Source organism: Methanothrix harundinacea 6Ac, assembly GCF_000235565.1.
Taxonomy (GTDB): domain Archaea; phylum Halobacteriota; class Methanosarcinia; order Methanotrichales; family Methanotrichaceae; genus Methanocrinis; species Methanocrinis harundinaceus.
Genome location: NC_017527.1, coordinates 2,345,379 through 2,368,189, shown reverse-complemented (window position 1 = coordinate 2,368,189; position 22,811 = coordinate 2,345,379). Strand labels below are relative to the sequence as shown.

25 protein-coding genes are annotated in these 22,811 nt (G+C 63.7%); 13 read left to right on the top strand and 12 right to left on the bottom strand.

Features of this window, described 5'->3' with window-relative positions; all coding sequences use genetic code 11:
* Nucleotides 1-150: 150 nt before the first annotated feature.
* From MHAR_RS11220 to MHAR_RS11210, 4 genes are all read right to left on the bottom strand, one after another.
* On the bottom strand, nt 151-357 hold the full coding sequence (locus MHAR_RS11220; RefSeq protein WP_014587733.1) for a motility twitching protein PilT: 207 nt from the start codon (nt 355-357) through the stop codon (nt 151-153).
* Complete coding sequence (locus MHAR_RS14135) at nt 354-488, bottom strand: hypothetical protein (protein WP_266335521.1); 135 nt, start codon at nt 486-488, stop codon at nt 354-356. The genes MHAR_RS11220 and MHAR_RS14135 overlap by 4 nt, the downstream gene beginning before the upstream one ends.
* A 196-nt stretch (nt 489-684) precedes the next feature.
* Nucleotides 685-831, bottom strand: a complete 147-nt coding sequence (locus tag MHAR_RS13790; protein ID WP_187287823.1) for a hypothetical protein — start codon at nt 829-831, stop codon at nt 685-687.
* A gap of 42 nt (nt 832-873) precedes the next feature.
* Nucleotides 874-1,155 carry a type II toxin-antitoxin system RelE family toxin gene (locus MHAR_RS11210; RefSeq protein ID WP_014587732.1) on the bottom strand — a complete coding sequence of 94 codons (282 nt, stop codon included), beginning with the start codon at nt 1,153-1,155 and terminating at the stop codon, nt 874-876.
* A 292-nt stretch (nt 1,156-1,447) separates the two neighbouring features.
* Here MHAR_RS11210 and MHAR_RS11205 point away from each other — a divergent pair, with 292 nt between their 5' ends.
* Nucleotides 1,448-2,581 carry an RNA-guided endonuclease InsQ/TnpB family protein gene (locus tag MHAR_RS11205; protein ID WP_014587731.1) on the top strand — a complete coding sequence of 378 codons (1,134 nt, stop codon included), beginning with the start codon at nt 1,448-1,450 and terminating at the stop codon, nt 2,579-2,581.
* 164 nt (nt 2,582-2,745) lie between these two features.
* Here MHAR_RS11205 and MHAR_RS11200 read toward each other — a convergent pair whose 3' ends face one another.
* A complete protein-coding gene (locus MHAR_RS11200) occupies nt 2,746-3,000 on the bottom strand; it encodes a hypothetical protein (protein WP_014587730.1) in 255 nt (84 codons plus the stop codon).
* Nucleotides 3,001-3,137: 137 nt separating this feature from the next.
* Between MHAR_RS11200 and MHAR_RS11195 the strand changes: the two genes are divergently transcribed.
* From MHAR_RS11195 to glgP, 3 genes are all read left to right on the top strand, one after another.
* On the top strand, nt 3,138-4,076 hold the full coding sequence (locus MHAR_RS11195) for a 1-phosphofructokinase family hexose kinase (protein ID WP_048145080.1): 939 nt from the start codon (nt 3,138-3,140) through the stop codon (nt 4,074-4,076).
* Between the two features lie 8 nt (nt 4,077-4,084).
* Nucleotides 4,085-4,216: a hypothetical protein gene (locus tag MHAR_RS14130; RefSeq protein WP_266335520.1), complete on the top strand. Its 132-nt coding sequence runs from the start codon at nt 4,085-4,087 to the stop codon at nt 4,214-4,216.
* A gap of 178 nt (nt 4,217-4,394) precedes the next feature.
* The gene (gene glgP, locus MHAR_RS11190) at nt 4,395-6,107 is read left to right on the top strand and encodes an alpha-glucan family phosphorylase (protein WP_048145079.1); all 1,713 of its coding nucleotides are present in this window, start codon (nt 4,395-4,397) and stop codon (nt 6,105-6,107) included.
* A 90-nt stretch (nt 6,108-6,197) separates the two neighbouring features.
* Here the strand turns inward: glgP and MHAR_RS11185 are convergent, their stop codons facing one another.
* The 5 genes from MHAR_RS11185 to MHAR_RS12630 all read right to left on the bottom strand — a co-directional run bounded on the left by MHAR_RS11185 (nt 6,198) and on the right by MHAR_RS12630 (nt 13,476).
* The gene (locus MHAR_RS11185) at nt 6,198-7,571 is read right to left on the bottom strand and encodes a dicarboxylate/amino acid:cation symporter (protein WP_014587727.1); all 1,374 of its coding nucleotides are present in this window, start codon (nt 7,569-7,571) and stop codon (nt 6,198-6,200) included.
* Nucleotides 7,572-7,644: 73 nt separating this feature from the next.
* Nucleotides 7,645-8,745, bottom strand: coding sequence for an RNA-guided endonuclease InsQ/TnpB family protein (locus tag MHAR_RS11180; protein WP_014587726.1), 1,101 nt, complete (start codon nt 8,743-8,745; stop codon nt 7,645-7,647).
* A 1-nt stretch (nt 8,746) separates the two neighbouring features.
* The gene (gene tnpA / locus MHAR_RS13090) at nt 8,747-9,157 is read right to left on the bottom strand and encodes an IS200/IS605 family transposase (RefSeq protein ID WP_081472340.1); all 411 of its coding nucleotides are present in this window, start codon (nt 9,155-9,157) and stop codon (nt 8,747-8,749) included.
* 339 nt (nt 9,158-9,496) lie between these two features.
* Nucleotides 9,497-9,898: a hypothetical protein gene (locus tag MHAR_RS11170; RefSeq protein WP_048144653.1), complete on the bottom strand. Its 402-nt coding sequence runs from the start codon at nt 9,896-9,898 to the stop codon at nt 9,497-9,499.
* 191 nt (nt 9,899-10,089) lie between these two features.
* Complete coding sequence (locus MHAR_RS12630) at nt 10,090-13,476, bottom strand: S8 family serine peptidase (protein WP_014587723.1); 3,387 nt, start codon at nt 13,474-13,476, stop codon at nt 10,090-10,092.
* Nucleotides 13,477-13,585: 109 nt separating this feature from the next.
* Here MHAR_RS12630 and artA point away from each other — a divergent pair, with 109 nt between their 5' ends.
* The 4 genes from artA to MHAR_RS11145 are packed head-to-tail and all read left to right on the top strand — an operon-like array spanning nt 13,586 to nt 15,919.
* Entirely contained in the window at nt 13,586-14,365 is a 780-nt protein-coding gene (gene artA / locus MHAR_RS11160; protein ID WP_143763409.1) for an archaeosortase A, read from the top strand.
* Nucleotides 14,362-14,949 (top strand): phosphatidylserine decarboxylase, encoded by a 588-nt coding sequence (locus MHAR_RS11155; protein WP_048144652.1) that lies wholly within the window; start codon nt 14,362-14,364, stop codon nt 14,947-14,949. Before artA ends, MHAR_RS11155 begins: the two co-directional genes overlap by 4 nt.
* Nucleotides 14,946-15,632 carry a CDP-diacylglycerol--serine O-phosphatidyltransferase gene (pssA, locus tag MHAR_RS11150; RefSeq protein WP_014587720.1) on the top strand — a complete coding sequence of 229 codons (687 nt, stop codon included), beginning with the start codon at nt 14,946-14,948 and terminating at the stop codon, nt 15,630-15,632. Before MHAR_RS11155 ends, pssA begins: the two co-directional genes overlap by 4 nt.
* Nucleotides 15,590-15,919, top strand: a complete 330-nt coding sequence (locus tag MHAR_RS11145; RefSeq protein WP_014587719.1) for a dihydroneopterin aldolase family protein — start codon at nt 15,590-15,592, stop codon at nt 15,917-15,919. The genes pssA and MHAR_RS11145 overlap by 43 nt, the downstream gene beginning before the upstream one ends.
* Here the strand turns inward: MHAR_RS11145 and MHAR_RS11140 are convergent.
* Nucleotides 15,892-17,253, bottom strand: coding sequence for a sodium:solute symporter family protein (locus tag MHAR_RS11140; RefSeq protein WP_014587718.1), 1,362 nt, complete (start codon nt 17,251-17,253; stop codon nt 15,892-15,894). The genes MHAR_RS11145 and MHAR_RS11140 overlap by 28 nt on opposite strands.
* Nucleotides 17,254-17,330: 77 nt before the next feature.
* On the opposite strand from MHAR_RS11140, the gene moaA reads away from it, so the two are divergent.
* Nucleotides 17,331-18,236 carry a GTP 3',8-cyclase MoaA gene (moaA, locus tag MHAR_RS11135; RefSeq protein ID WP_048144651.1) on the top strand — a complete coding sequence of 302 codons (906 nt, stop codon included), beginning with the start codon at nt 17,331-17,333 and terminating at the stop codon, nt 18,234-18,236.
* Between the two features lie 73 nt (nt 18,237-18,309).
* On the opposite strand, the gene thiL is transcribed toward moaA, so the two are convergent.
* Nucleotides 18,310-19,284, bottom strand: coding sequence for a thiamine-phosphate kinase (gene thiL / locus MHAR_RS11130; protein ID WP_014587716.1), 975 nt, complete (start codon nt 19,282-19,284; stop codon nt 18,310-18,312).
* A 235-nt stretch (nt 19,285-19,519) separates the two neighbouring features.
* Here thiL and MHAR_RS11125 point away from each other — a divergent pair, with 235 nt between their 5' ends.
* The 4 genes from MHAR_RS11125 to MHAR_RS11110 all read left to right on the top strand — a co-directional run bounded on the left by MHAR_RS11125 (nt 19,520) and on the right by MHAR_RS11110 (nt 22,662).
* On the top strand, nt 19,520-19,942 hold the full coding sequence (locus tag MHAR_RS11125) for a hypothetical protein (protein WP_048144650.1): 423 nt from the start codon (nt 19,520-19,522) through the stop codon (nt 19,940-19,942).
* Nucleotides 19,943-20,045: 103 nt separating this feature from the next.
* Complete coding sequence (locus tag MHAR_RS11120) at nt 20,046-20,390, top strand: rhodanese-like domain-containing protein (protein ID WP_014587714.1); 345 nt, start codon at nt 20,046-20,048, stop codon at nt 20,388-20,390.
* 31 nt (nt 20,391-20,421) lie between these two features.
* Nucleotides 20,422-21,309 carry an ATP-grasp domain-containing protein gene (locus tag MHAR_RS11115; RefSeq protein WP_048144649.1) on the top strand — a complete coding sequence of 296 codons (888 nt, stop codon included), beginning with the start codon at nt 20,422-20,424 and terminating at the stop codon, nt 21,307-21,309.
* A 90-nt stretch (nt 21,310-21,399) separates the two neighbouring features.
* Nucleotides 21,400-22,662 (top strand): adenylosuccinate synthase, encoded by a 1,263-nt coding sequence (locus MHAR_RS11110; protein ID WP_014587712.1) that lies wholly within the window; start codon nt 21,400-21,402, stop codon nt 22,660-22,662.
* The last annotated feature ends 149 nt before the right edge of the window (nt 22,663-22,811 follow it).

Below are 22,811 nucleotides of genomic sequence, written 5' to 3'. Positions count from 1 at the left end.
GTTACACTGACTGGTAACACATCACGAGTTTTCCCTTAAATAGATAACCAATGCATCAGGCTCTCAGAGATTTACAGGATTTGAACTTCGCCTACCAGATTATTATTGCGAATTCGTATCTTAATACCCTCTTAAAAAGTCCTCTCCTCCTCACCACCCCAACACCTCCCTAAACCGGAGGTCCCGCGTCCCGATCTCCCGGTCGTGGACGAGGGCGATTGATGCGATCACCTCGTCAAAATCGCCGATCCTCCGCCCCCTGGGCTTCCCCCGGCAAAAATAGACTAGAGCGGTCCATCCCCGCCCCGGGAGCCGGGCTTTTCGGTCCGCCCTTGCGCCCCGCTCAGGACCCGTCACCACCTCCAGGCGGTCGGCTGGTCTGCGAGGTGGGCTGCGACAAACTGGCAGAACTTCTTGCCGTTCATGGGCCATGGAGCCGGAAAGGCGGGAGCCTCGGGATCGGGATAGCTCGCGAAGACTCCGTCCATCTACCCCGGGACCTCGGCGCGGCTCGTGGATGGCCCCCGGACACCCCCCTCGAAGATCCCGGCGGGAGGGGCAGCCGCTGCCAATCGAGATAGAGCTGCCAGATCCGAAAAAACCGAAATGATGGTCCGGATTCTTGAAGGCGCAGCCGGGCTTTTTTGGCAAAAACAGTATGATCAAGCGGCATATCGCCGCCGGTTAAAGATCGCGGCCGGCAGTTCGCCTGCGGCACAGCTCGTCAAGCGTGATTCCCTTATCTTTATTCTTGACCAAATATTCATATTGGGAATCGACGTGCTCTGCTTCGCTGTAGTCGTCTTTTTTTACGACTTTTGCGGCTTCCATTCTCCACCACCACTTCTATTCTAATCGCATTCGTATATACTCTTATCTATAATCCGACTCGCCAGATCTCATAAATGCATCGGCGATGTATATCGTTTTGTCCGATTCGTCGACGAAATACTCTAATCTCTGCTTTCCGATCCTAAGTCTGTACATTGGCGGGGATTTAAATCCTCTTAGCTTCTTGATATCGGCATTGGGGCGCGGATTGTATGGATTATTTCTCAATTCTTCGATATGTTCATAGATCTTATCAAATGCCCTCTGATCCAGCTTGATGAGATGCTTCTCGGCTTTTGGCAATACGATAACGGTATACGACAACGCCTCACCCCTCCCGTTATTTCCCAGCCTACAACATCTCTGTTATCTGACCTTTCGCATCAAGTTTGTACTTCAGCGCCTTATCCCAGCCTCTTTGAACTCTCAGAATTTGATCCCACCCCCGCCAAATGAGTCCTTGAACTCTTGAATCCATGTTATCCCCCCTGGGCTAATTTTCACGAAAATCTCAGCAGGATGCCCCCGACTTCAGTCGGGGGAGGAATGCGTACCTACTCCCGCTTCTCCTTGGCACCGAAATGTTCATATCCATAGATGGGATACGTCTATACACATGATGCAGACGCTCAAGGTCAAGCTTGAACCGACCCCAGAACAGGTTCAAGCTATTCGCGAGACGATGCATCAGTTTAACGCCGCCTGCAACTTCGTGGCTGACAAAGCGTTTGAGCTTCATACCGCCAATAAAATCGAGCTGCAGAAGGTCGTTTATTATCCGATTCGGGAACAATTTAACCTCTCCGCTCAGATGGCGGTCAGAGCTATCTCTAAGACCTGCGAAGCCTACAAGAGAGACAAATCGATCAAACCGACCTTCGATCCTGACGGATCTGTCGTTTACGATCAGAGACTCATGTCCTGGAAAGGTCTCGATCTCGTTTCTCTCTTGACTCTCGAAGGCAGGATAAAGGTCCCTGTTGTCATCTGCGAGTACCACGAACCCCGGCTCAATCGGATCCGAGGACAGGCCGACCTCATTTTCGAACGGGGTGAGTTCTATCTCTGCGTCGTCGTCGAAGTTCCCGAGTCTCCGAAGATCGAACCGATTGGTGTTATCGGCGTCGATCTCGGGATCACGAACATTGCCGTTGATTCGACCGGCGAAGAGTTCTCCGGTGACGGTATCGAGAACGTTCGATCCAAGATAGATAACCTCAAGGCCGATCTTCAAAGCTGCGGGACCGATAGCGCCAAACGTCATCTCAAGAAACTCTCGGGTCGGGAGGCTAGGTTTCGTCGAGACGTGAACCACTGCATCTCCAAAAAACTGGTTGCGAAAGCTAAAGACACCTCTTCCGTGATCGCCCTCGAAGATCTTCAGGGTATCCGGGAGAGGATGACGGTTTCGAAGGCTCAGAGACGCAAACAGCATAGCTGGGGATTCTATCAGCACAGGCAGTTCGTCGAGTACAAGGCAGCGATCGCTGGAGTTCCAGTGGTCTACATCGACCCTGACTATACGTCCCAGGAATGCCCCATTTGTCATCATATATCCCGGTCAAACCGACCTACTCGAGATCGGTTTGCATGTGTCTGCTGTGGTTTCTCTGGCCCTGCTGACACCGTCGCAGCTCGAAACATAGCTGCAAGGGTGGCTGTCAACCTACCCATCGTGGCCCGATTTTTTGCGGAGCCGCAAGCCCCCAATACTGGCGAGCCTCATGCCCGCCAATTCATTGGCGGGTAGTTGACAACGATGCACCAATTTCCGTCTCCGGCCCCCCCCCGGCGGTGACGCCGCACGCCAGCATTGCGCTGCCCGGCAGCACCGCATCCCGGCAGTTCGAGGCCCGGCCCCCTATCCCGGGAGCCGGGCTTTTCGGTCCGCCCTTGCGCTCCGCTCAGGACCCGTCACCACCTCCAGGCGGTCGGCGGGTCTGCGAGGTGGGCTGCGACAAACTGGCAGAACTCCTCGCCGTTCATGAAGAGCGGCCCCGGGAAGGCGGCCGGCGCCTTCGGGTAGCTGGCGAAGACGCCGTCGATCGACCCCGATACCCCGGCGTAGCTCATCGACGGCCCCCCGGAGACCCCCTGATACATGCCCCCTGCGGCGGCCGCCATCGTCAGGACGGACAGGGCCGCCAGAAGCGTCATAAACCCCTTCATTCTCGTCTCTCTCACCTCCTTTGCTCGGTTCGGTCTATCCCAACACCTCTCCGCCGACTTCCGTATTAATCTTTGGCATCGCCCCCGGGGACCACCACCCTTAGATAACGCGGGCGAGATTGATCCTTCGGATCATCATGAAAGCAATCGTCTCTTTAGCCATCAACCCGACGATCGACAAGAGCTCCAGCGTCGAGTTCGTCGTCCCCGGGAGGAAGCTCCGCTGCACCGCCCCCACCATCGAGCCGGGCGGGGGCGGGGTGAACGTCTCCCGGGCGGTCAGGAAGCTCGGGGGCGAGTCGACCCTCCTCTACGCCGCCGGGGGGCTCAACGGCGACCTCCTCGAGGAGCTCCTGGCGGGGGAGGGGCTCCGGAGCCGGCGGCTCCCCCTGGCGGGGATGACCCGGGAGAGCTTCGCCGTCCTGGAGGAGTCGACGGGGCAGCAGTACAGGTTCGGGATGCCGGGGCCGGTGCTGAAGGAGGAGGAGGTGCAGCTCGCCCTGGAGGAGGTCGCCGCCTCCTCCCCGGACTCCGGCTTCCTCGTCGCCAGCGGGAGCCTTCCCCCGGGGGTCCCGGCTGACTTCTACGCCCGGGTCGCCCGGGCCGGGAAGGGGGCGGGGGCGAAGGTGATCGTCGACACCTCCGGCGAGCCCCTGAAGAGGGCCCTCCAGGAGGGGGTCTACCTGATAAAGCCGAACCTCCGGGAGTTCCGGGAGCTGGTGGACGGGGACCTGAGGGATGAGGCGGAGATCGAGGCGGCGGCCCGGAAGGTGGTGGCCGGCGGCGGCTGCGAGCTCCTCGTCATCTCCCTGGGCTCTGCAGGAGCTCTATTCGTCAGCCGGGAGGCGGTCGCCCACATGAGGCCGCCGACGGTCAGGATCGTCAGCAAGGTGGGGGCGGGCGACAGCATGGTGGCGGGGATCACCCTCAGCCTCGCCCGGGGGATGGCGCCCCGGGACGCGGCCCTCTTCGGGATCGCCGCCGGGGCCGCCGCCGTCATGACCCCCGGCTCGGAGCTCTGCCGAAAGGAGGACGCAGAGCGGCTCTACAGGAAGCTCCGAGCGGATCGCGACTGAAATCCCCGATGCGCCTCCGCCGGAGCACCGGGGCGACGGCGGAGGGAGAGGGAAGGCGGGTCATCACCGGGGCCGACATCCTGGGGAGGCTCCTCCGGGGATCGTCAGAAATCCGAAGACTGACGGTCCTTGAGGGGTAGGCAAACGGCCTGGGGTGGCCTCCTCTCCCTTTAACCGTTCTCCTTTTATCTCAATTGATCTTATTAATAATGGTGGACGGCGAGACGAGGGGCGTCTTTTGATCTGATCAGAAAGCGGCATGACGGCCGAAAGGGCGGCTGTCGAGAGTCCTTCGCCGGCGATATCAGGTGGTTGGAGATGGGACGAGATAATGGAGATAATTCGTCGGTGGCCTACTTCTCCATGGAGATAGGCCTCGAGGAGGGGATCCACACCTACAGCGGCGGCCTGGGAGTCCTGGCCGGGGACACCATCCGCTCCGCCGCAGACTTCAGGGTTCCGATGGCAGCAGTCACCCTCCTCTACCGGAAGGGGCACTTCCGCCAGGAGATCGGGGATGACGGGTGGCAGCGGGAGGTGGCGGCGGCCTGGCCTGTGGAGGAGCACCTCGAAGAGATGGGGGCGAGGACCGCCGTAGAGGTGGAGGGGAGGACCGTCCACCTGAGGGCCTGGAAGAGGGAGGTGACGGGGATCGACGGCTTCGCCGTCCCCGTCTACTTCATCGACTCCGACCTTTCCGAGAACTCCGACTGGGATCGGACCCTCACCCATCACCTCTACGGGGGGGACGACCACTACCGCCTCTCCCAGGAGGTGATCCTGGGGATCGGAGGCGTCAGGATCCTCCGGGAGCTCGGCTACGGCGACGTCAAGAGCTTCCACATGAACGAGGGTCACGCAGCCCTCCTGACCCTGGAGATCCTCGACGAGGCGGCGAGGGCGGCGGGGAGGCGAGAGGTGACCGAGGAGGACAAGAGGGCCGTCCAGGACCGGTGCGTCTTCACCACCCACACCCCCGTCCCCGCGGGCCACGACAAGTTTCCCATCGGCCTCGCCCGAAAGGTCATCGGAGATAGGGACGACTTCTTCGGCCTCGGAGGGGTCCTCTACGAGGGGAATCTCCTCAACATGACCTACCTGGGGCTGAACATGAGCCGGTACATCAACGGCGTCGCCAAAAAGCACGGGGAGATCTCCAGGCTCCTCTTCGCTGGATACTGCATCGACGCCATCACCAACGGGGTTCACGTCGGAAGGTGGGTCTCTCCCCCCTTCGCCGAGCTCTTCGACCGCCACGTCCCCATGTGGCGTCGGGACAACTTCAGCCTCCGCTACGCCCTCTCCATCCCTCGCGAGGAGGTCTGGTCCGCCCATACGGAGGCGAAGAGGAGGCTATTGGGATACGTCCGGGAGGAGGCCGGCGTCGAGATGGAGGAGGAGATCCTCACCATCGGCTTCGCCCGGCGGGCGACACCGTACAAGAGGGGGGACCTCATCTTCCGGGATGGTGAGCGGCTGGCGAGGATCTCCCGGGGGGCGGGGGAGATCCAGCTCGTCTACGCCGGAAAGGCCCACCCCCGGGACCAGGGCGGCAAAGAGCTGATAAGGCGGATCTTCCAGGCAAAGGATGCCCTCCGGGACGATATCAAGATCGCCTACCTAGAAGACTACAGCATGACCCTGGGGGGGATGATCACCTCCGGCGTCGATTTATGGCTCAATACCCCCGAGCCGCCGATGGAGGCCTCGGGGACGAGCGGGATGAAGGCGGCCTTGAACGGCGTCCCCAGCTTCTCCGTCCTCGACGGTTGGTGGGTCGAGGGGCATATCGAGGGGCTCACCGGCTGGTCCATCGGCGACCCCGTCCGGGGGAAGGGGGAAGGGCGGGACAATTCCAGGGACGCCGCCTCCCTCTACGAGAAGCTGGAGGGGGTGATAATCCCCCTATTCTACCAGGATAGAGAGGGGTGGACGGACGTGATGATCCACTCCGTCGCCATCAACGGCTCCTTCTTCAATACCCAGAGGATGATGCAGGAGTACGTCCTGAACGCCTACTACCTCCGTTGAAAGGGCGGGCAGCCGCCCCCGACTCGTCTTTGATATGGTCCGGGATCCTCGGGTCCGGCCGGCGGGGGGGGGGAAAGCTTCCCCGCCGCCTCATCCTCCCTCATCCCCATCCCCGATATCCAGGAGGGTGTCCAGCCTCCCCCGGGCTAGCCTGTCCATGACGGCGGAGGCGACGAGGTCGCCGGCGACGTTCACCGAGGTCCTGCTCATGTCCAGGATCCGGTCTACGCCGATGATGAGGGCCACCCCCTCCGCCGGAACCCCGACGCTCGCGAGGATCGTCGCGAGGATGACGATCCCAACGCCGGGGGTGGAGGGGGTCCCGATCGAAGCCCCCACGGCGATGATCATCACCAGGAGGAGCTGGGCCATCGTCAGCTCCACCCCGAAGACCTGGGCGAGGAATACCGTCGCCACCCCCTGATAGAGGGCGGTCCCGTTCATGTTGATCGTCGCCCCCAGGGGTATGATGAACTGGCCGACCGCCGGCCTGATCCCGAGCTTCTCCTCGGCGACCTTGATGGAGACGGGCATGGTGGCGGCGGAGCTGGAGGTGGAGAAGGCGATGAGGATGGCGTCTCTGGAGTCGGCGAGGAACCGGAGGGGGTCCCTCCGGAGGTAGGCCAGAATTATCGCCAGGTATAGGATGAGGAGGATGAAGAGGCCGAGGAGGACGGCCGCCACGTAGACCCCCATCCCCAGAAGGGTCTCCAGCCCCAGCTGGGCGGTGAACTTCGCCATCAGGCCGAAGACCGCCAGGGGGGCGAGGAGCATGCTCCACCTGACGACGGTCATGCAGATCTCCTGGAGGGACCCGAGGATGTCCATGAAGGGGGCGGAGCTCCGGGGGGAGAGGGTGAGGACCGCGATCCCGACGATGACGGAGAAGAGGACAACCTGGAGCATCTGGCCGCTGGCCATGGCGTCGAGGGGGTTGGTGGGGAAGAGGCCGCCGATGATCCCCGGGATCTCGGCGATCTCGGGCAGATCCGCGACCTCCTGGGACCCTTGAGGGGCGGCCGCCAGGAGGATCACCTCCTCCCCCTGGATGTACTGCCCCGGATTGATCAGGAGGGCGATCCCTATCCCGATGGCGATGGCTACGGCGGTCGTCGCCACGAAGTAGAGGCCTGCGAGGACCCCCAGCCTTTTTACCATCTCCATCTCCTGATTTGCGGCGATGCCCAGGATGATGGAGGAGAAGACGAGGGGGACGACGATCATCTGCAACAGGCCGAGGAATATGTATCCCGGGAGGGATAGCCACTCGCTGAGGGCCTTGGAGACCCCCGGGTCTACGACTCCCGCCGCGGGGCCGATGGAGATGCCGAGGGCCGTCCCCAGGACCATCCCCAGGAGGACCTTCAGCCACATCCTCCCCTTGATGAGAGACTGGAGCTGGAGGCTCAGCCTCTTTATCTGGGGTGGATGCTTGATCTTCGAGGGTCGCGCTCTCCCATCCATGATATTCAGAAGATAGGATAATTATGATATTTGTTCTTTGCGTGACCACTCCCGCCAATAAATTGGCGGGCATCTAGGCTTTCGCCACAGACTGTAGCCCCAGTCTGAGAATGTTTATGGCTGCATTATGATCTCTATCCAGAGTCAGACCACAGAAAGGACATCTGTGGACTCTCTCGGATAGAACTTTTTGAACCACCTGGCCACAGCCAGAGCATATTTGGGATGTCTTTGAAGGATTCACCAGTTCAACACGTTTACCGGCCCATTCTGCCTTGTAAGACGTGGCAGTTATCAGTTGGTTCCAAGCAGCATCCGCTATATGCTTTGCAAGACAATGATTCTTGACCATGCCCTTGATATTCAAGTCTTCAAAGGCTATCAAGTCATAGGATTTGACCAAGGACAAGGATAACTTTTGAACAAAATCATCCCTCTTGTTGGTGATTCTTTCATGAACCCTATGAACCACTTTCAAGGCCCTAGCCCTTTCTGGTGTTCCTTTTCCGGCCTTGGATAGCTTTCTCTGGGCTCTTGCCAGAGCATTCTCTTCATGAACGAAGAACCTTGGGTTATCTACATGTTCGCCACTTGATAGGGTGATGAAACTCTTCAGACCAACGTCAACACCCATCGATAATCCGGTCTTTGGAATAGGTTCATCTGGTTCAACTTTAACCAAGAGAGATGCAAACCATTTTCCAGTGGGCATTCTCCTGATGTTAAGCCTCTGGATCTCTCCGACAATGTCTCTATGCAGCTTAATTTTGATGTCTCCGATCTTAGAAAGCCAAAGCTTGCCAGGTTTCAAGGAGAATCCTGATTGGGTGTAAGTGAAGCTATCGTACCTACCATAACCCTTGAACCTTGGATATCCTGGTTCTTCTCCGTTCTTGACTCTTCTGAAGAATGCTTGATATGCCAGGTCAACTCTCTTAACTACTTCCTGTAGAACTTGAGAATGGACTTCCTTCATTTTGGGCTTTTCTTCTTTCCATCCTGGCAAAAGCTTCTTGGTATCGTAATAGGAGAGAGATTTGCCTTCTTGCTCGTAAGCGTTCTTCCTGACGGCTAGTACTTCGTTATAGGTCCATCTGCAAAGCTCCAAGGTGTCAGCCATCTTGGTTCTCTGAGATTTTGTAGGATAGATCCTATAGCGAAGCACTTTCAGCAAATCACTTCACCTTTTGCATTTCAACATAGCGTTCTATTACATCTTTGGTAGTATCTCCACAGGTGCCAACATAATAAGACGGATTCCAGAGATGTCCATTCCAAAGCTGATTTCTCAATTCTGGGTGCTTTTCAAAGAGCTTCTTCGCGGTAATACCCTTGAATATTTTGGCAATGTTAGCAGGAGCAAATATAGGATGGGCAGTTACAAAGATATGAACGTGATCAGGCATGATTTCCTGATTGATCAATGTAATACCCTTCTGCGTTGCTATCAATTCATGCAACCCATGAAGGTCTTCGGCGATTGAACCAATAAGAACCTTCCTTCGATACTTTGTTGACCATACGAAGTGGTAATACACGTTATAGACGCATCCTCTTGCGCTTATCCAATGCCCTTGTTTGGTCATCCTGATTCATACATATGGTGACCATTTGTATAAATACCTATCGATAGGTACGGGCTGTATCCCGCCTTTGAAAAGGCGGGGATTAGCCCTGGGTTCGTCCTAAAAAATGTCCTCGAAGGAGGGGGGATTGGACCGCCGTCCGGGCGGGGCGGAGGGGCGGGAGGGCCCCCTCGGACCCTGGCGTACGCCTCTAATTCGGGTTAGGGATGGCGAGCTCCCGTCGGGGCCCCATACGATCCCGGAGATGAGGAAGGCGGCGCTCGAGGTGAGTCGGGGATGATGGGTGGGTATCGCCTCCAAATCCGGCCTGTGGGCGTCTGCCGATCGAGACGCCGCGCCTCAGCCGTACATCCTCTGGGCGCTGGCGTTCATCCCTGCCCTCTCCCGCCCCTCCACCCAGGCGGAGGCGAGGATCGCAAGCCCCCGGAGGAACTCGCAGAGGTAGACCTTCAGCTTCTCGGGGTCCTGGATCGTCCTGGTCCTCTCCTGGAAGAGGGCCATCGCCTCCCTCTCGTCCCTCGCCTCCGGCCAGATCGCCTCCAGGTCCTCCCGGGCCTTCAGCATCAACATCTCCCTCTCCACCTCGCTCAGCCCCGTCGCCTCGGGGACCCATCTGAAGGCGAGGGCCAGCCCCTCGGGGGTGACGTCATGCTTAAAATTGGTGTAAAGGGGGTCCGCCTTCAGCCTCAACTTCACGTTATCCAAATAATCGTCCCTCCCGCCTTCCTCTCCATGCCTCATCCCTCTCCATCCCTCCGCCACCTTTTCCTTCTGATCCTCTTCGGGGCGGCGTCTAATCCCTATATTCAGAGCCTCCTCTTTTATAAGGATTATCCATGATGTAATAAACTTCCAGAAAAAGTCCCTCCCCCAGCCCGGCCCTCCTCCCATGAGGGAGGAGTTCGAGGCTGGGTCCGGACGGTCCCGACCCCTCAGGCCGCCGCCGGGGAGGAGATGACGTAGGTCTCCTTCGCCGTGGCGAAGGCCTCGGGCCGGTGCGCCTCCGTCGAGAAGGCCTTCTCCACAAGGCCGATCTCCTCGCCATCCTGGCGGAGGGTGAGGTCCTTGAGGTGGAGCCTCGAGGGGGCGTTCTTCACGATGAACCTGATGGGGTTGAAGGCGAGGGGGACGGTCGACACCCCCGCCTCCAGGTTCACCAGCACCTCTGTCCTGTCGATCTCAAACCCCTCGTCGTCTACGAGCCTCCCCGCAATCTCGTAGCTCCCCGAGGTCTGGACGGCGACCTCCACCCCGATGACGATCGCCTCCGGAGCTGCCTCCTTCGTCTCGTCAACGAAGATCCCCGTAAACCTCGCCGATAGGGGCTGGAAGTCCTGGGGGCACTGGAAGATGGTGATGTTCCCCTGGTACCGATCGATGATCTCGCCCTCCCCGTTGTAGAGGAAGAGGTTCTCGAGGCTGAGGGGTCCGCACCTCCCCCGGCTCCAGATATCGGTCCCGCTGACGCAGATCTCGATCGACCCGGAGGCCTCCAGCTCCTCGGTGCTCCCGAACCAGCCGATGGAAGAGCCGTTCCCGTCCAGGAGGCTCCCCTCTACCCTGTACACGCCGGGGGAGGTGACGTCCACCCCCACCTCGACGCAGAGCCTCTCGTAGAGGCCGTCGCCGTCCTCGTCGAAGAGCTCAGTCCTGCTCGACCCCGTCAGCGCCGCCCCCGCCACGGTGATGCTGACGGGGATGGTGAACCGGTCCTCGTCGGACCGGATCTGGATGTACCCCTCCAGGCCGGCGCTGGGGGCGTCGGGGGGGACGGCGATGGTGGCGTTGAAGCTCCCCTCCGTCCCGGAGTCGAGGCGGTCGGGGCCCTCGGCCGAGACCCAGGACCAGGTGTCCTGGAGGTAGAAGGTCGCCTCCAGGTCGAAGGTCTGCCTCGCCTTGGTGGTGACGTGATAGCCGTAGACTATCGCCCTCCAGATCCCGGGGGCGGGGTGGCTCGCCCCCGTCACCTCCACCACCTCTCCGCCGTAGGAGACGTCGACGGGCCTGCCTCGCTGGTTGAAGAGGAGGAGGGCGAGGTCGCTATCGGGGTCGTCCCAGGTGAGCCTCACCCCCAGCCGGGTGACGTTGGCCGGGACCTCGATGGGGACGGTCCATATCACCTTGTCCCCGATCGAGTCGTTCCAGGCGACCTTCTCCACCTTCTCCATCATCCCGACGTAGGTGACGTTGGCGAGGGGGGGGCCCCCGTTCCGGAGGCTGAAGGTCGCCTCCTTCGTCTCCCCTGGGATGGCGGAGCCCGCCGACCACCTCCTCGGCGAGCTGGTGAGGAGGGTCCTCTCCACCTCCAGGACGTAGTCGATCTCTCCCGTTATGTTCCTCGGGTGGGCTGCGAGGAGCCACCGGCCGGTGGGGGGGGTCTCCACCAGGACCGACTCCACGCCGTCCCCCCCCTCCGCAGGGACGTACTCGCTGGTGGGGGAGAGGAGGAAGAGGTCCAGGTCCGCCTCCCCCTCCCACCGGAGGGAGCACTTCAGCTCGTCGGTGCTGGTGGGGACCTCGACGTAGTAGTAATCCCACTCGCCCCGGACGAGGGAGCCCGCCGCCGATCCTCGGCCCCGGACGATCTCCACCGGCGCCGCCACCTCCACGGATATGGGGATGGAGAGGATCCCGGTCCCGTTCTCGGATATCTCTATCCTCCCTTCGTAGAGCCCCGGAGCCGCCCCCTCCGGGACGCTCATCCCGATCCCGAAGATCCGCTGGCCGTTGGCGGGGATCGTCCTCGGAAGGGGCTGGACCATCGTCCATCTCGCCACCTCCCCCGAGGCGGTGGTGGTGACGTTGGCGAGGGGTCTGTCGGTGAAGAAGAGGAACTTGGAGCTCCAGTCGACGTCTCCGGGGGCGAGGGCGTAGAGCTTCTTCTGGAACCTGTCGGCTCCGGTGTCGAGGCTCCCGTAGACGGTGTCGTCCCCGACGACCCAGAAGTCGCCGTAGACCCACCTCCCCCCCGACCAGCGGTCAGGGAGGGCGTTGCAGAGCCGGTCGACCCCCAAAAGCTCGAAGGACCTCTCGGCGTCCACGAGCCCCGCCCCCTGGTAGTAGGCCTCGTACTCCTCGTCCTGGCTGTTCGAGAGCTTCTTTGCGCCCCTGGTCAGGGCAGCCTTCACCCCGGCGGGGGTGAGGGAGGGGTCAGCCTGGAGGAGGAGGGCGGCGACCCCCGCCACCACGGGGGTTGAGAGGCTCGTCCCCGAGGCCCGGGCGTAATAGTTGTCGATCTTCCCCTCGATATCCAGTTTCAGGGGGACCGTCGATACGACGCTCACCCCCGGGGCTACCAGGCTCGGCTTGTACCTCCCGTCCCGGAGGGGGCCGGAGCCGCTGAAGGCGGCTATCCGGTCGTCGCAGTCCGTCGCCCCCACGGTGATCACCTTGACGCCATCCCCCGGGGACTCGACCCCCCCGAGGGAGACCGAGGAGGCGACGAGCATCAGGAGGAGGAGCCTCTCGTCGAGGTTCCCGGCGGCGACGCAGACGACGGTCCCGGCGTCCATGGCGTTGTCGGCGGCCATGGATATCGGCGGGTTGCTCTCGCCGAGGTTGAGGCCGCCGAGGCTCATGGTGAGGATGTCGGCGTCGTTATCTATGGCCCAGTCGATCCCGGCGATGATGTCGGAGATCTGGCCGGATCCCTTGCTGTCGATCACCCGAACGTTCAGGAGGCTCGCCCCCGGGGCCACCCCTACGTACTCGCCGCCGGAGGCGGTCCCCGACCCCGCGATGATCCCCGCCACCGTCGTCCCGTGGCCGAGGAGGTCGTCGGTCGTCCTCTCGGAGTCGACGAAGTTCACCTCTCCCACCACCTTCCCCGCCAGGTCCGGGTGGTTCTTGTCGATCCCCGAGTCGAGGACCGCCACCACCACCCCGGTCCCGTTGATCCCGCGGTCCCAGAGGGGCTTGGCGTTCACCCTGCCGGTGGCGCAGAAGTTCCTCAGATCCCGGGTCGCGTTCTCCGGCTGGGCCGCCGCCACCGTCCCATCGGGATAGACCCCCAGAACCTGGGGATCTTCCGCCAGCCTCTGGAGGACCGAGGCGTTCGCCCTTCCGGAGACCCCGTTTATCGTCCGGTAGGAGTGCTTCACCTCGAGGTCGGGCACCACCTTATCCGAGCCCTCCTCGAAGACCACTATCACCGGAATCTTCTCCGTCCCATTCAGCAGCTCGTCTCCGAGGAGGAGGCCCAGGGCTTCGCTGATCGGCGGATCGAGGTCCTGAGGGACCCCGGATCCGGCCGAAGCCGCCGCTGCCAGGGCCAGCAAAAGGCCGACCGCCAGGATCGGCCCCCATCCATATCCGTCCATAAGTCTAACCACTCCCACTCCGCGCCGACGGCAGATCAAAAGGCCGGGGCGTATCAGATTTCCCGGTTGGTAGATAATGCTAAATAAACCTGTGGATTTTCTATCCCCGATGATCATCGGCTGGCTGATCGGGAACGTCCTCTGGATGGGGCTTGCCCTCCTCGCCGCCTCGGCCCTCTCGGGCCGCCGGCTCCTGGCGGGGCTCGGCTGGGTCCTCTTCGGCGTCCACTGGCTGAAGCAGCCCGCCCACTACCTGGAGATCAAAGACCCCTTCAACGTCCTCCTCACCCTGGCGGTAGCCCTCTTCTGCCTCTACCTCGGCTGGATCGTCCTCGCCAGGGGATCGGCCTCCGCCTCCTCCGCCTGGGCTGCCTCGGCGGTGGCGATAGGGGGGTTCGCCTACTTCCCCTTCGCCGAGGTTCAGCCCCTGAAGGAATGGCTGATATCGGAGACGGCGGACCTGACCCTCCTCCTTTTGGGAGCCCTCGGCATCCCGGCGGCCTCCGGCGGCGGCAGCGTCATAGTCCTTGCCGACCGGTCGGTGGAGATCGTCCTCGCCTGCACCGCCATCGAGAGCATGGCCCTCTTCGCCGGGGTCGTCCTCTCGGTCCAGGCCCCCCTGAGGAGGAGGGCGGCGGCCCTCGTCGCCTCCGTCCCGGTGATATATCTCCTCAACCTCTTCCGGAACGTCTTCGTGGTCGTAGCCTACGGATGGGGTTGGTTTGGGGCCGATAGCTTCTATTATGCCCACAACGTCATCGCCAAGGCGGGATCGGCCGTCGCCCTCTTCGCCATCGCCTACGTCGTCTTCCTCCTCCTCCCGGAGCTCCTCGAGATGATCGAGGACCTGGCCGTCGAGATCAGGCGGGGCGGGGGTGAGCCGGCCTGAGGCTCGCCAGAGGCTCCGGCACCTGGGTGGGGGCCCCCCTCCTCGCCTCGGCCCTGCTGGCGGTCCTCGGGAGCTGGCCTCTATCCGGGGCGGCCCTCGTCCTTTCGATGGCGATCGCCCTCTTCCACCGGGACCCGGAGCGGACCCCCCGGGGGGAGGGGGTCGTCTCCCCCGCCGACGGCCGGGTGATGGAGGCCTCTCCCGGAAGGCTAGCCATATTCATGAACCATCATAACGTCCATGTCAACCGGTCCCCCCTGGCGGGGAGGGTGGAGAGGGTCGAGCACTCCGACGGCCCCCACCGGCCGGCCTTCCTCCGGTCGTCCTCGGAGAACGAGAGGAACCTGATAGTCATCGACACCCCCGCCGGGGAGGTGAGGCTGACCCAGATCACCGGCGTCCTCGTCCGGAGGATCGTCTGCTACGTCCGCCCCGGGGACCTGGTAGAGCGGGGGGAGCGGGTGGGGATGATCAGGTTCGGGTCCCGGGTGGAGCTATCGATCCCCTCCGGCTACCGCCTCCTGGTAGCCGAGGGGGAGAGGGTCCGGGCCGGGGAGACGGTCGTCGCCGTGAGGGAGAGATGACCGGCATCATCCGCCTCCTCCGCCTGCCGGACCTGGTATCGATCCTCAACGCCTCCCTGGGCTTCTCCTCCCTCCTGATGGCGGCGGCCGGAAGGCTCGAGCTCTCGGCGGCCCTCATCTTCCTGGCCGTCGCCGCCGACGGCCTCGACGGCCTCCTCGCCCGAAAAGTCGGCGACGGCCCCCTGGGGACCCAGATCGACTCCCTGGCCGACCTCGTCTCCTTCGGGGCCGCCCCCGCCTTCCTCGCCTGGTCCGCCTTCGGGGCGGCCTCCGCCCCCGGCTGGGGGGCGCTGGGCGCCTTTTACCTCGCCTGCGGCATCCTCCGCCTGGCGAGGTTCAACCTATCGCCGAGGCTTCTCGCCTTCGAGGGGATGCCGATCCCCGGGGCCGGAGGGATGGTGGCGGCGGCGGTCCTCCTCGCCGGCCCCCTCCCCACCGCCCTCATCCTCTTCGCCACCTCCCTTCTGATGATCAGCTCCGTCCCCTACCCCAAGTTCAGGGACCCGAGGCTCTTTCCCCCCGTCCTGGGGTTGGGGGCGGCCGCCGCCGCCGCCTGGGCCCTCGGGGCGGTCCGCCTCTCTGCCGGGATCGTATTTTTAGCCCTGGCCGGATATCTCGGATCACCGGTGGTGATGGAGATATGCCGACGGAGAGGGAAGCGGCCGCCTTCGAGGCGGGGATAAAGCTGGGGGCGCTGTACCACCAGTTCGTGGGGTCGCCCGTCTCCGCCGAGACGGCGGAGAGCCTGGAGGTGGCGATGGAGGAGTCGATATCCCTCCAGCCCTTCGTCAGGTCCGTCTCGGTGGAGATCGACCGCCAGATGCTCGGAAGGAACGTCTTCGGCTACGGGGAGCTCGCCGGAAAGATGCTCCGGGCCGAGGTGGAGATAGACCGCCACGGGGCGAGGGTGAGGGCGAGGCTGGAGTACGATCCCCAGGCCGACTACCCCCTGATGAGCCTCTTGGACTGAGGGAGGAGCCAGCTGACGGCAAATAAGAGGACGGCGCTCGTCGCCATCCCCAGGAGGGGCCACCTCCCGCCGAAGAGGAGGGCGACCGTCCCCCCGCCGAGGAGACCGGCGAGGGCTCCCGATGGCGTCAGCCTGAGCCTTTCCCTCTCAAACCCCGCCACCAGGGGGACGATCAGCCCCCCGGCGAAGACGGTATAGGCGGCGAGGAGGTTGGATATGATCTCCGGGAGGCGGAGGGCGGAGAGGAGGGCCACCCCACCGATCAGAAGGCAGCCCGCCCTGGAGACCCAGAGGATCTCCCCGGCGGAGGCGTCGGGCTTCGCTGCACCGAAGAGGTCGAGGGCGAGGATCGAGGTCGCCGTCAGGAGGGTGGTGTCCGCCGAGGAGATGAGGGCGGAGAGGAGGGCGGCGGCGACGATCCCCGCCCCCAGGGGGGAGAGGGTCTCCGCCATCAGGACGGGGAGGGCCTCCTCCGGAAGGATGGCGGGGTAGAGGGCTCTTGCGGCGATACCGAGGGCGGTGATGACGAAGGCGATGGGGACGAGGATGACGGCGGCGGCGAGGGCCGCCCTCCTCGCCGTCCCCGGATCGGAGGCGGAGAGGAGGCGGGAGTAGATGTCGGGCCCCGCCAGGTAGGCGGAGCCGACGACGAGGACGAGGCCCGCCACCTCCGGCCACCCCCTCGCCTCCGAGGTCGGGAAGGACTCCCCCGCCAGGAGGTCGGGGCCGGCGAGCTGCAGAGCCCTCCAGGATACCAGGGCAAGCCCCAGAAGGAGGACGAGAAGCTGGAGGGCGTCGGTCTTGACGATCGACCGCTGCCCTCCCAGGGCGGTGTAGCCGACGAAGACGAGGGCGGCGGCGACCATGAAGGCCTCCTGCCGGGGGCCGAAGAGGATGCCCAGGAGCTTTCCGGATGCGACGATCTGGGCCGCGATCACCCCCACCCAGGAGACGAGGATGAGGGCGGAGGCGGCCAGCCGGACCCGTCGGTCGTAGGTCGCCCCCAAGAGCTCCGGGAGGGTGAAGCAGCCCGTCGCCCTCACCCTCTCCGCCAAAAAGAAGGATAGGATGAGGAGCCCTGCCGTCCCCGATAGGAGCCACCAGGCCCCCGTCAGCCCCTCGCGGAAGCCGAGCCCCGCCATCCCCAGGGTCGAGGAGGCGCCGAGGATGGTGGCGGTGAGGGTGGCGGTGAGGATGGCGGGCCCAAGCCCCCTCTCGGCGAGGAAGAACCCCTCCACGGTCTTAGACCGCCTCGCCGCCGCGGCGCCGACGGCCGTCATCGCCAGGAGGTATCCCGCCAGGAGAAGCCCCGTCGTCCAGGGATCGTAAACCATCTCTGCTCACAAAGGTTTACGTGGCCATAAGCCTTCCGATCCGAAATCTAAATACCATACCCCTCCATGCCCCTCTGATGACCCTCGCAGACCCCTTCGGCAGGAGGGTGACGGGGCTGAGGATAGCCGTCACCCCCCGGTGCAACCTCGCCTGCCTCTACTGCCACCACGAGGGGGAGTTGGTGGGCGGCCGGGGGCGAGAGATCTCGGCCGACGAGATCGTGAAGGTGATCTCCGCCGGGGCAGACCTCGGGATCCGGAGGGTGAAGCTGACGGGGGGCGAGCCCCTCCTCCGGGGCGACCTCGAGTCGATCCTGGAGAGGACCCCGGAGGGGGTCGAGGTCTCCCTCACCACCAACGGCGTTCTCCTCGCCGCGAGGGCGAGGTCTCTTGCGGAGGCGGGGCTTGCCAGGGTGAACGTCAGCCTCGACTCCCTCCGCCCCGCCGTCTACGCGGGGATCACCGGCGGTACGGCGGCGGACCACCGGCGGGTCCTGGAGGGGATCGACGCCGCCCTCGGGGCGGGGCTCCTCCCCGTCAAGGTGAACGTCGTCGTCCTGAGGGAGAACGAGGGGGAGGTCTGGGAGATGGTAGATTTCGCCCGGGACCGCGGGGTCATCCTCCAGCTGATCGAGCTCTTGAACCTGCCGGGGCGGGGGGCCGCCGGCGACATCGCCGGGATCGAGGCGGCCCTGGAGGCGAGGGCGGATGGCGTGGTGACGAGAGATCTCCACCGGCGGCGGAAGTACTTCCTCTCGGGGGCGGAGGTGGAGGTGGTCCGGCCGATGGACAACACCGAGTTCTGCGCCCACTGCAGCAGGCTCCGGGTCACCTCCGACGGGAGGCTGAAGCCCTGCCTCCTCCGAAACGACAACCTGGTGGACCTGGCGGGGGCGGACCTCGAGGAGACGAAGAGGAGGATAAAGAGGGCCGTCCTCCTCCGGAGCCCCTACTTCTGCGGAGAGGGCGGCCGGGGGCGGTGATCTCTCCGGCCCGGCGGTGGAATCGCCTTCCAACGCCCGTTACGTCCTCGCGCCCCGGGTCCGGAGCCGTTCTTCAGCCTTCGGGGCTTCTCAAGTGCTCGTACCCCCGGGGCTTCAGATCTTCCGTCCCCCCAGCCGACTGGAGGCGGACCCCCTCTGCGGTGACCTCCCCGATGACGGCGAGGCGGCAGGCCCGGGCCGCCTCACCGATCATCTCCGGGCGGAGGGTGAAGATCAGCTCGAAGTCCCCCCCGGCGGTGAGGGCGAGGTCGAGGGCGTCGTCTCGATCCTCGGCGACGAGGGCCACCAGGGGGTCGATGGGGATCTTCTCCTCCTGGAGGAGGAAGCCGACGCCGCTCGCCTCGGCGAGCTCGTAGAGGGAGAGGACGAGGCCGTCGCTGTTGTCCATCATGGAGGTGGCAGCCCCCGATAGGGCGAGGGCCCTCCCCTCCTCCAGCCTCGGGAACGGCTCCAAAAGCCTCCTCGTCAGGGCGATGAGCCCCGGGTCGGATCCGATCCCCTTTCCCTCGGCCTCCAGGGCGACCCGGAGCCCCGCCCCCGCCGCCCCCAGGGTTCCGGTGGTGCAGAGGAGGTCGCCGGGGCGGGCGCCCCGCCTTCGGAGGACCCGGTTCCGCTCGACCCGGCCGAGGGCGGTCCCCACCAGGGTCAGCTCGTCGGAGCTGTCCAGGTCTCCGCCGAGGACCCGGGTCCCGAACCGCCGGGCGCAGTCTTTCATCCCGGCGAAGATCTCCTCGACGTACTCCAACTCCGTCTCCGGCGGGATCCCCGCGGCGGAGAGGAGGCCCGTGGGGGCGGCGCCCATCGCCGCGACGTCGCTGAGGTTGACGGCGGCGGCCATCCAGCCGATCTGCCAACCCGTCGCGATGTCAGGAAAGTCGGCCCTCCGATGGAGCATGTCCGTCGTCCAGACGAGGTAATCTTCGCCATCCTCCACCATGGCGCAGTCGTCCCTCTCCGAGATCCCCAGGATCTCCGCGATCCTCCTGACGAGCCGCCGCTCCCCCAGATCTTCGCACCTCTGAGCCATGTCGTATCGCCTATCTGCCCTCTAACTTCATAATAGTTGTTACATTCGGCCCCAAGAGCCGTTACGGCCTGATCCAACTCCGATATTTTAAAACCCGGCTGAATAAAACATGGAATAAATGTTTATACTGGTAATTCAGTCCTCCTCCTCAGGGAGGAATACTGCAATGTATAAAAGCCTCTTTATGGTATTAGTAGCGTTCCTGCTATCTGCAGGAGCTGGTCTAGCTGAGGAGATGACTGAGGATGTGGCCGTCGACGAGGTCGTCGATGAGGTCGCTGAGGTAGTGACGGTGGCCTTCACCGGCGTCGCCGAGACCCTCACCGAGGCCGATATGCCCGGCGCACCCACCGTCTGGGCCGTCAATGTGACCGCCGCCGAGGACGAGTTCGTCCTTTGCAGCCAGGTCGTCAACGTCACCGTCTTCCAGGCGACCCCCGGTCCCTGGGGATTCGTTGACGAGAACGTCACCGAGGGCTCCGTCGTCGAGGTCTTCGGCGCCTACGTCGAGGACGAGACCGGATGCATGGTGACCCTGGAGGGCTCCGAGGAGTACTACTTCGTCCTCGCCGCTGAGGAAGAGGCTGAGGAAGAGGTAGAGGAGACCGAGGTCGCTACGGGCGAACTCGAAGAAGAGGCTGAGGAAGAGGCCGAGTGAACCTCGGGCTCTTCATATCAGCTCATTTTTTCTTGGGGGCTTGCGCCCCTAGCTGCGAGCCCCTCGCTTTTTATCTCCGATAACCCATCTCCCCTCGATATATATGTCCGAAGGGATGGTGCGAGACCTGGACCCCCGGGAGGCTATCCGCCTCATCCAGGACGGAGGGGGCGATCCCGAGCTTCTGATCCTGGACGTCCGGACCCCCCAGGAGCACGAGAGGATCAGGATCGAGGGGTCGGTGAACCTCGACCTCCACTCCCCCGCCTTCCTCGCGGAGGTGTCGGCCCTCGATAGGAGGAAGGCCTATCTGGTATACTGCCTGGTGGGGGTGAGGTCGAGGGCGGCGGCGGAGGCGATGGCCCGCCTCGGCTTCGGGGAGGTCTTCAACCTCGCCGGCGGGATCCGGAGTTGGACGAAGCTGGGGCTGCCGACGGTCGGCCGATAGCCCGATATATCCCGGCCGACTCCAACCCCTCATGCGCGTTGGAGTTGTGGTCACCGATCGGGGGGACTGGACGGCGGAGGCGATCGGTTCGGGGCTATCGAGGCAAGGGGCAAAGGCCGAGTATCTCGACTTCTCGGAGCTGGCGGCTCTCGTCGGCTCCGACCTCCGGCTCCTGGGGGAGGGGAGGGACCTTTTGGGCCTATCCGCCCTCATCGTCAGGGACCTGGGGAGGCGGGGCTCCTCGGATGTCGCCTTCCGGTTTGAGGCCCTATCCGCCCTGGAGGAGTCGGGGGTCCGGGTCGTCAACCCTCCGGCGGCGATCGCGAGGGCGGCGAACAAGTTCGCCACCTCCGTCGCCCTCCAGCGGGCGGGGATACCCCATCCCGAGACCCTGGTGACGACGAGCCTCTCGTCGGCGGCGGAGTTCGTCTCGGCCCACGGCGGGGCGGTGTACAAGCCCCTCTTCGGCTTCAAAGGGCGGGGGCTCCGCCTCCTCGCCCCCGGGGACCCCTCCCCCCTCCGGGAGCTTTTGGAGGAGAGGGGGGCCGTCTACCTCCAGGAGTTCCTCGAATCGACGGCGCAAAGGCCGAGGGACATCAGGGCCTTCGTCGTCGGCGGCCGCGTCGCCGGAGCGATCTTCCGGGTGGCGCCGCCGGGGTCCTGGATCAGCAACCTCGCAAGGGGAGGCGCCCCCGAGAGGTGCCCCCTCACTCCGGAGATCGAGGATCTGGCGGTCCGGGCTGCCTCCGCCGTCGGGGCGGTCTACTGCGGCGTCGACCTGATCGAGACCTCCTCCGGCCTTCGGGTCCTGGAGGTGAACGGGACCCCCTCGGGGTGGGGTCTCCACCAGGCCTGGGGGATCGACGTCGGCGAGCTGATCGCCCGAGCCGTCCTCCGCCTCGCCGGCGGCTCGGGTTAGGCTCCATCGAGACGGCGATCGAAAGGGCGATCGGAAGGGGGAGCGGTCTTCAGGGTAAGGTTATTTACCCTAGGGCGACTGGTCGAGATCATGTTCACCATACTCACCGGCTCTCAGTTCGGGGACGAGGGGAAGGGGAAGGTCGTCGATCTCCTGGCTGAGAAGTACGACATCGTCGTCCGGTTCCAGGGCGGGGACAACGCCGGCCACACCGTCATCGTGGGGGATCGGACCTACAAGCTCCACCTCACCCCCAGCGGCGTCCTCTTCGGGGCGAGGCTCCTCATCGGCCCCGGCGTGGTCCTGAACCCCAAAGTTCTCTGGTCCGAGATCGAGGCGCTCCGGGCCGAAGGCATACGCCCCAACCTCGGGATCGACGCCAAGACCTCCATCATCATGCCCTACCACATCGCCCTCGACGAGCTGCGGGAGAGCGGCAGAAAGGAGAAGATCGGGACGACGAAGAGGGGGATCGGCTACGCCTACATCGATAAGTTCAGCCGCGACGAGGTCCAGATGAAGGACCTGACCGACCCCGCCCTCCTGGAGGCGAAGCTCGCCGAGATCGGACCCGCCAGGGAGAAGGCGATCGCAGAGATGGGCGGCGATCCTGCAGTCGTCAGAGACCCCGTCCTCCTCGGCGAGTACCTCGAGATCGGCCGATCTCTCAAAGAGAACGTCGCCGACGTCTCCTACGAGATAAACGTAGCCCTGGACGCCGGCAAAAAGGTCCTGGCGGAGGGGGCGCAAGGCGCCTTCCTCGACGTCATCCACGGGACCCAGAAGTTCGTCACCTCGTCGTTTACCACCGCCGGGAGCGCCTGTGCCAACTTGGGCGTAGGGCCCGCCCGGGTGGACAACGTGGTGGGGATCGTCAAGGCGTATATGACCCGGGTGGGGGAGGGGCCGATGCCCACGGAGCTGAAGGACGAGGTCGGCGCTCACCTCAGCAAGATCGGCAAAGAGTTTGGCACCACCACCGGCCGGCCGAGGAGGTGCGGGTGGTTTGACGCCGTCCTCGCCAAGAAGTCGATGTACCTCAACGGCTACACCGAGCTTGCCATCACCAAGCTGGACGTCCTGGGGGGCCTGGACCCCATCAAGATCTGCACCAGCTACGAGCTCGACGGTAAAACCTTAAACTACCCGCCGGAGAGCACCGTCGAGTTCGCCCGCTGTCGGCCGATATACGAGGAGGCGAAGGGCTGGACCGAGGATATCACCGGGGCGAAGTCCTACGGGGCGCTGCCGAAAGCCGTCCGGGATTACGTCGAGAGGATCGAGGAGCTTCTCGGGGTGAAGATCACCATCGTATCGGTGGGGCCGGGAAGGGAGCAGACGATCTGGCGGTGAGGGGACCTCCCCTATAATTTTTGGCCACACTTTTATTCTAATCGGATTATATCTCCGGCGGCGCGTTGGCGGGGCGGCCGCCGGCAGCCGCTGGGGTCGATCAGATGAGGGGTCGCCGATGGGTCGGGATCGAAGGTCGCCCCGAGAGG

Coding starts and splice junctions, on each gene's coding strand:
- MHAR_RS13790 (WP_187287823.1), bottom strand. CDS start 831: ATGGAAGCCGCAAAAGTCGTAAAAAAAGACGACTACAGCGAAGCAGAG.
- MHAR_RS12630 (WP_014587723.1), bottom strand. CDS start 13,476: ATGGACGGATATGGATGGGGGCCGATCCTGGCGGTCGGCCTTTTGCTG.
- MHAR_RS11195 (WP_048145080.1), top strand. CDS start 3,138: ATGAAAGCAATCGTCTCTTTAGCCATCAACCCGACGATCGACAAGAGC.
- MHAR_RS11185 (WP_014587727.1), bottom strand. CDS start 7,571: ATGGATGGGAGAGCGCGACCCTCGAAGATCAAGCATCCACCCCAGATA.
- MHAR_RS11145 (WP_014587719.1), top strand. CDS start 15,590: ATGCCGACGGAGAGGGAAGCGGCCGCCTTCGAGGCGGGGATAAAGCTG.
- tnpA (WP_081472340.1), bottom strand. CDS start 9,157: ATGACCAAACAAGGGCATTGGATAAGCGCAAGAGGATGCGTCTATAAC.
- pssA (WP_014587720.1), top strand. CDS start 14,946: ATGACCGGCATCATCCGCCTCCTCCGCCTGCCGGACCTGGTATCGATC.
- MHAR_RS14135 (WP_266335521.1), bottom strand. CDS start 488: ATGGACGGAGTCTTCGCGAGCTATCCCGATCCCGAGGCTCCCGCCTTT.
- MHAR_RS11125 (WP_048144650.1), top strand. CDS start 19,520: ATGACTGAGGATGTGGCCGTCGACGAGGTCGTCGATGAGGTCGCTGAG.
- MHAR_RS11120 (WP_014587714.1), top strand. CDS start 20,046: ATGTCCGAAGGGATGGTGCGAGACCTGGACCCCCGGGAGGCTATCCGC.
- MHAR_RS14130 (WP_266335520.1), top strand. CDS start 4,085: ATGCGCCTCCGCCGGAGCACCGGGGCGACGGCGGAGGGAGAGGGAAGG.
- thiL (WP_014587716.1), bottom strand. CDS start 19,284: ATGGCTCAGAGGTGCGAAGATCTGGGGGAGCGGCGGCTCGTCAGGAGG.
- MHAR_RS11115 (WP_048144649.1), top strand. CDS start 20,422: ATGCGCGTTGGAGTTGTGGTCACCGATCGGGGGGACTGGACGGCGGAG.
- MHAR_RS11170 (WP_048144653.1), bottom strand. CDS start 9,898: ATGAGGCATGGAGAGGAAGGCGGGAGGGACGATTATTTGGATAACGTG.
- MHAR_RS11200 (WP_014587730.1), bottom strand. CDS start 3,000: ATGAAGGGGTTTATGACGCTTCTGGCGGCCCTGTCCGTCCTGACGATG.
- MHAR_RS11110 (WP_014587712.1), top strand. CDS start 21,400: ATGTTCACCATACTCACCGGCTCTCAGTTCGGGGACGAGGGGAAGGGG.
- artA (WP_143763409.1), top strand. CDS start 13,586: ATGATCATCGGCTGGCTGATCGGGAACGTCCTCTGGATGGGGCTTGCC.
- MHAR_RS11140 (WP_014587718.1), bottom strand. CDS start 17,253: ATGGTTTACGATCCCTGGACGACGGGGCTTCTCCTGGCGGGATACCTC.
- glgP (WP_048145079.1), top strand. CDS start 4,395: ATGGGACGAGATAATGGAGATAATTCGTCGGTGGCCTACTTCTCCATG.
- MHAR_RS11205 (WP_014587731.1), top strand. CDS start 1,448: ATGATGCAGACGCTCAAGGTCAAGCTTGAACCGACCCCAGAACAGGTT.
- moaA (WP_048144651.1), top strand. CDS start 17,331: ATGACCCTCGCAGACCCCTTCGGCAGGAGGGTGACGGGGCTGAGGATA.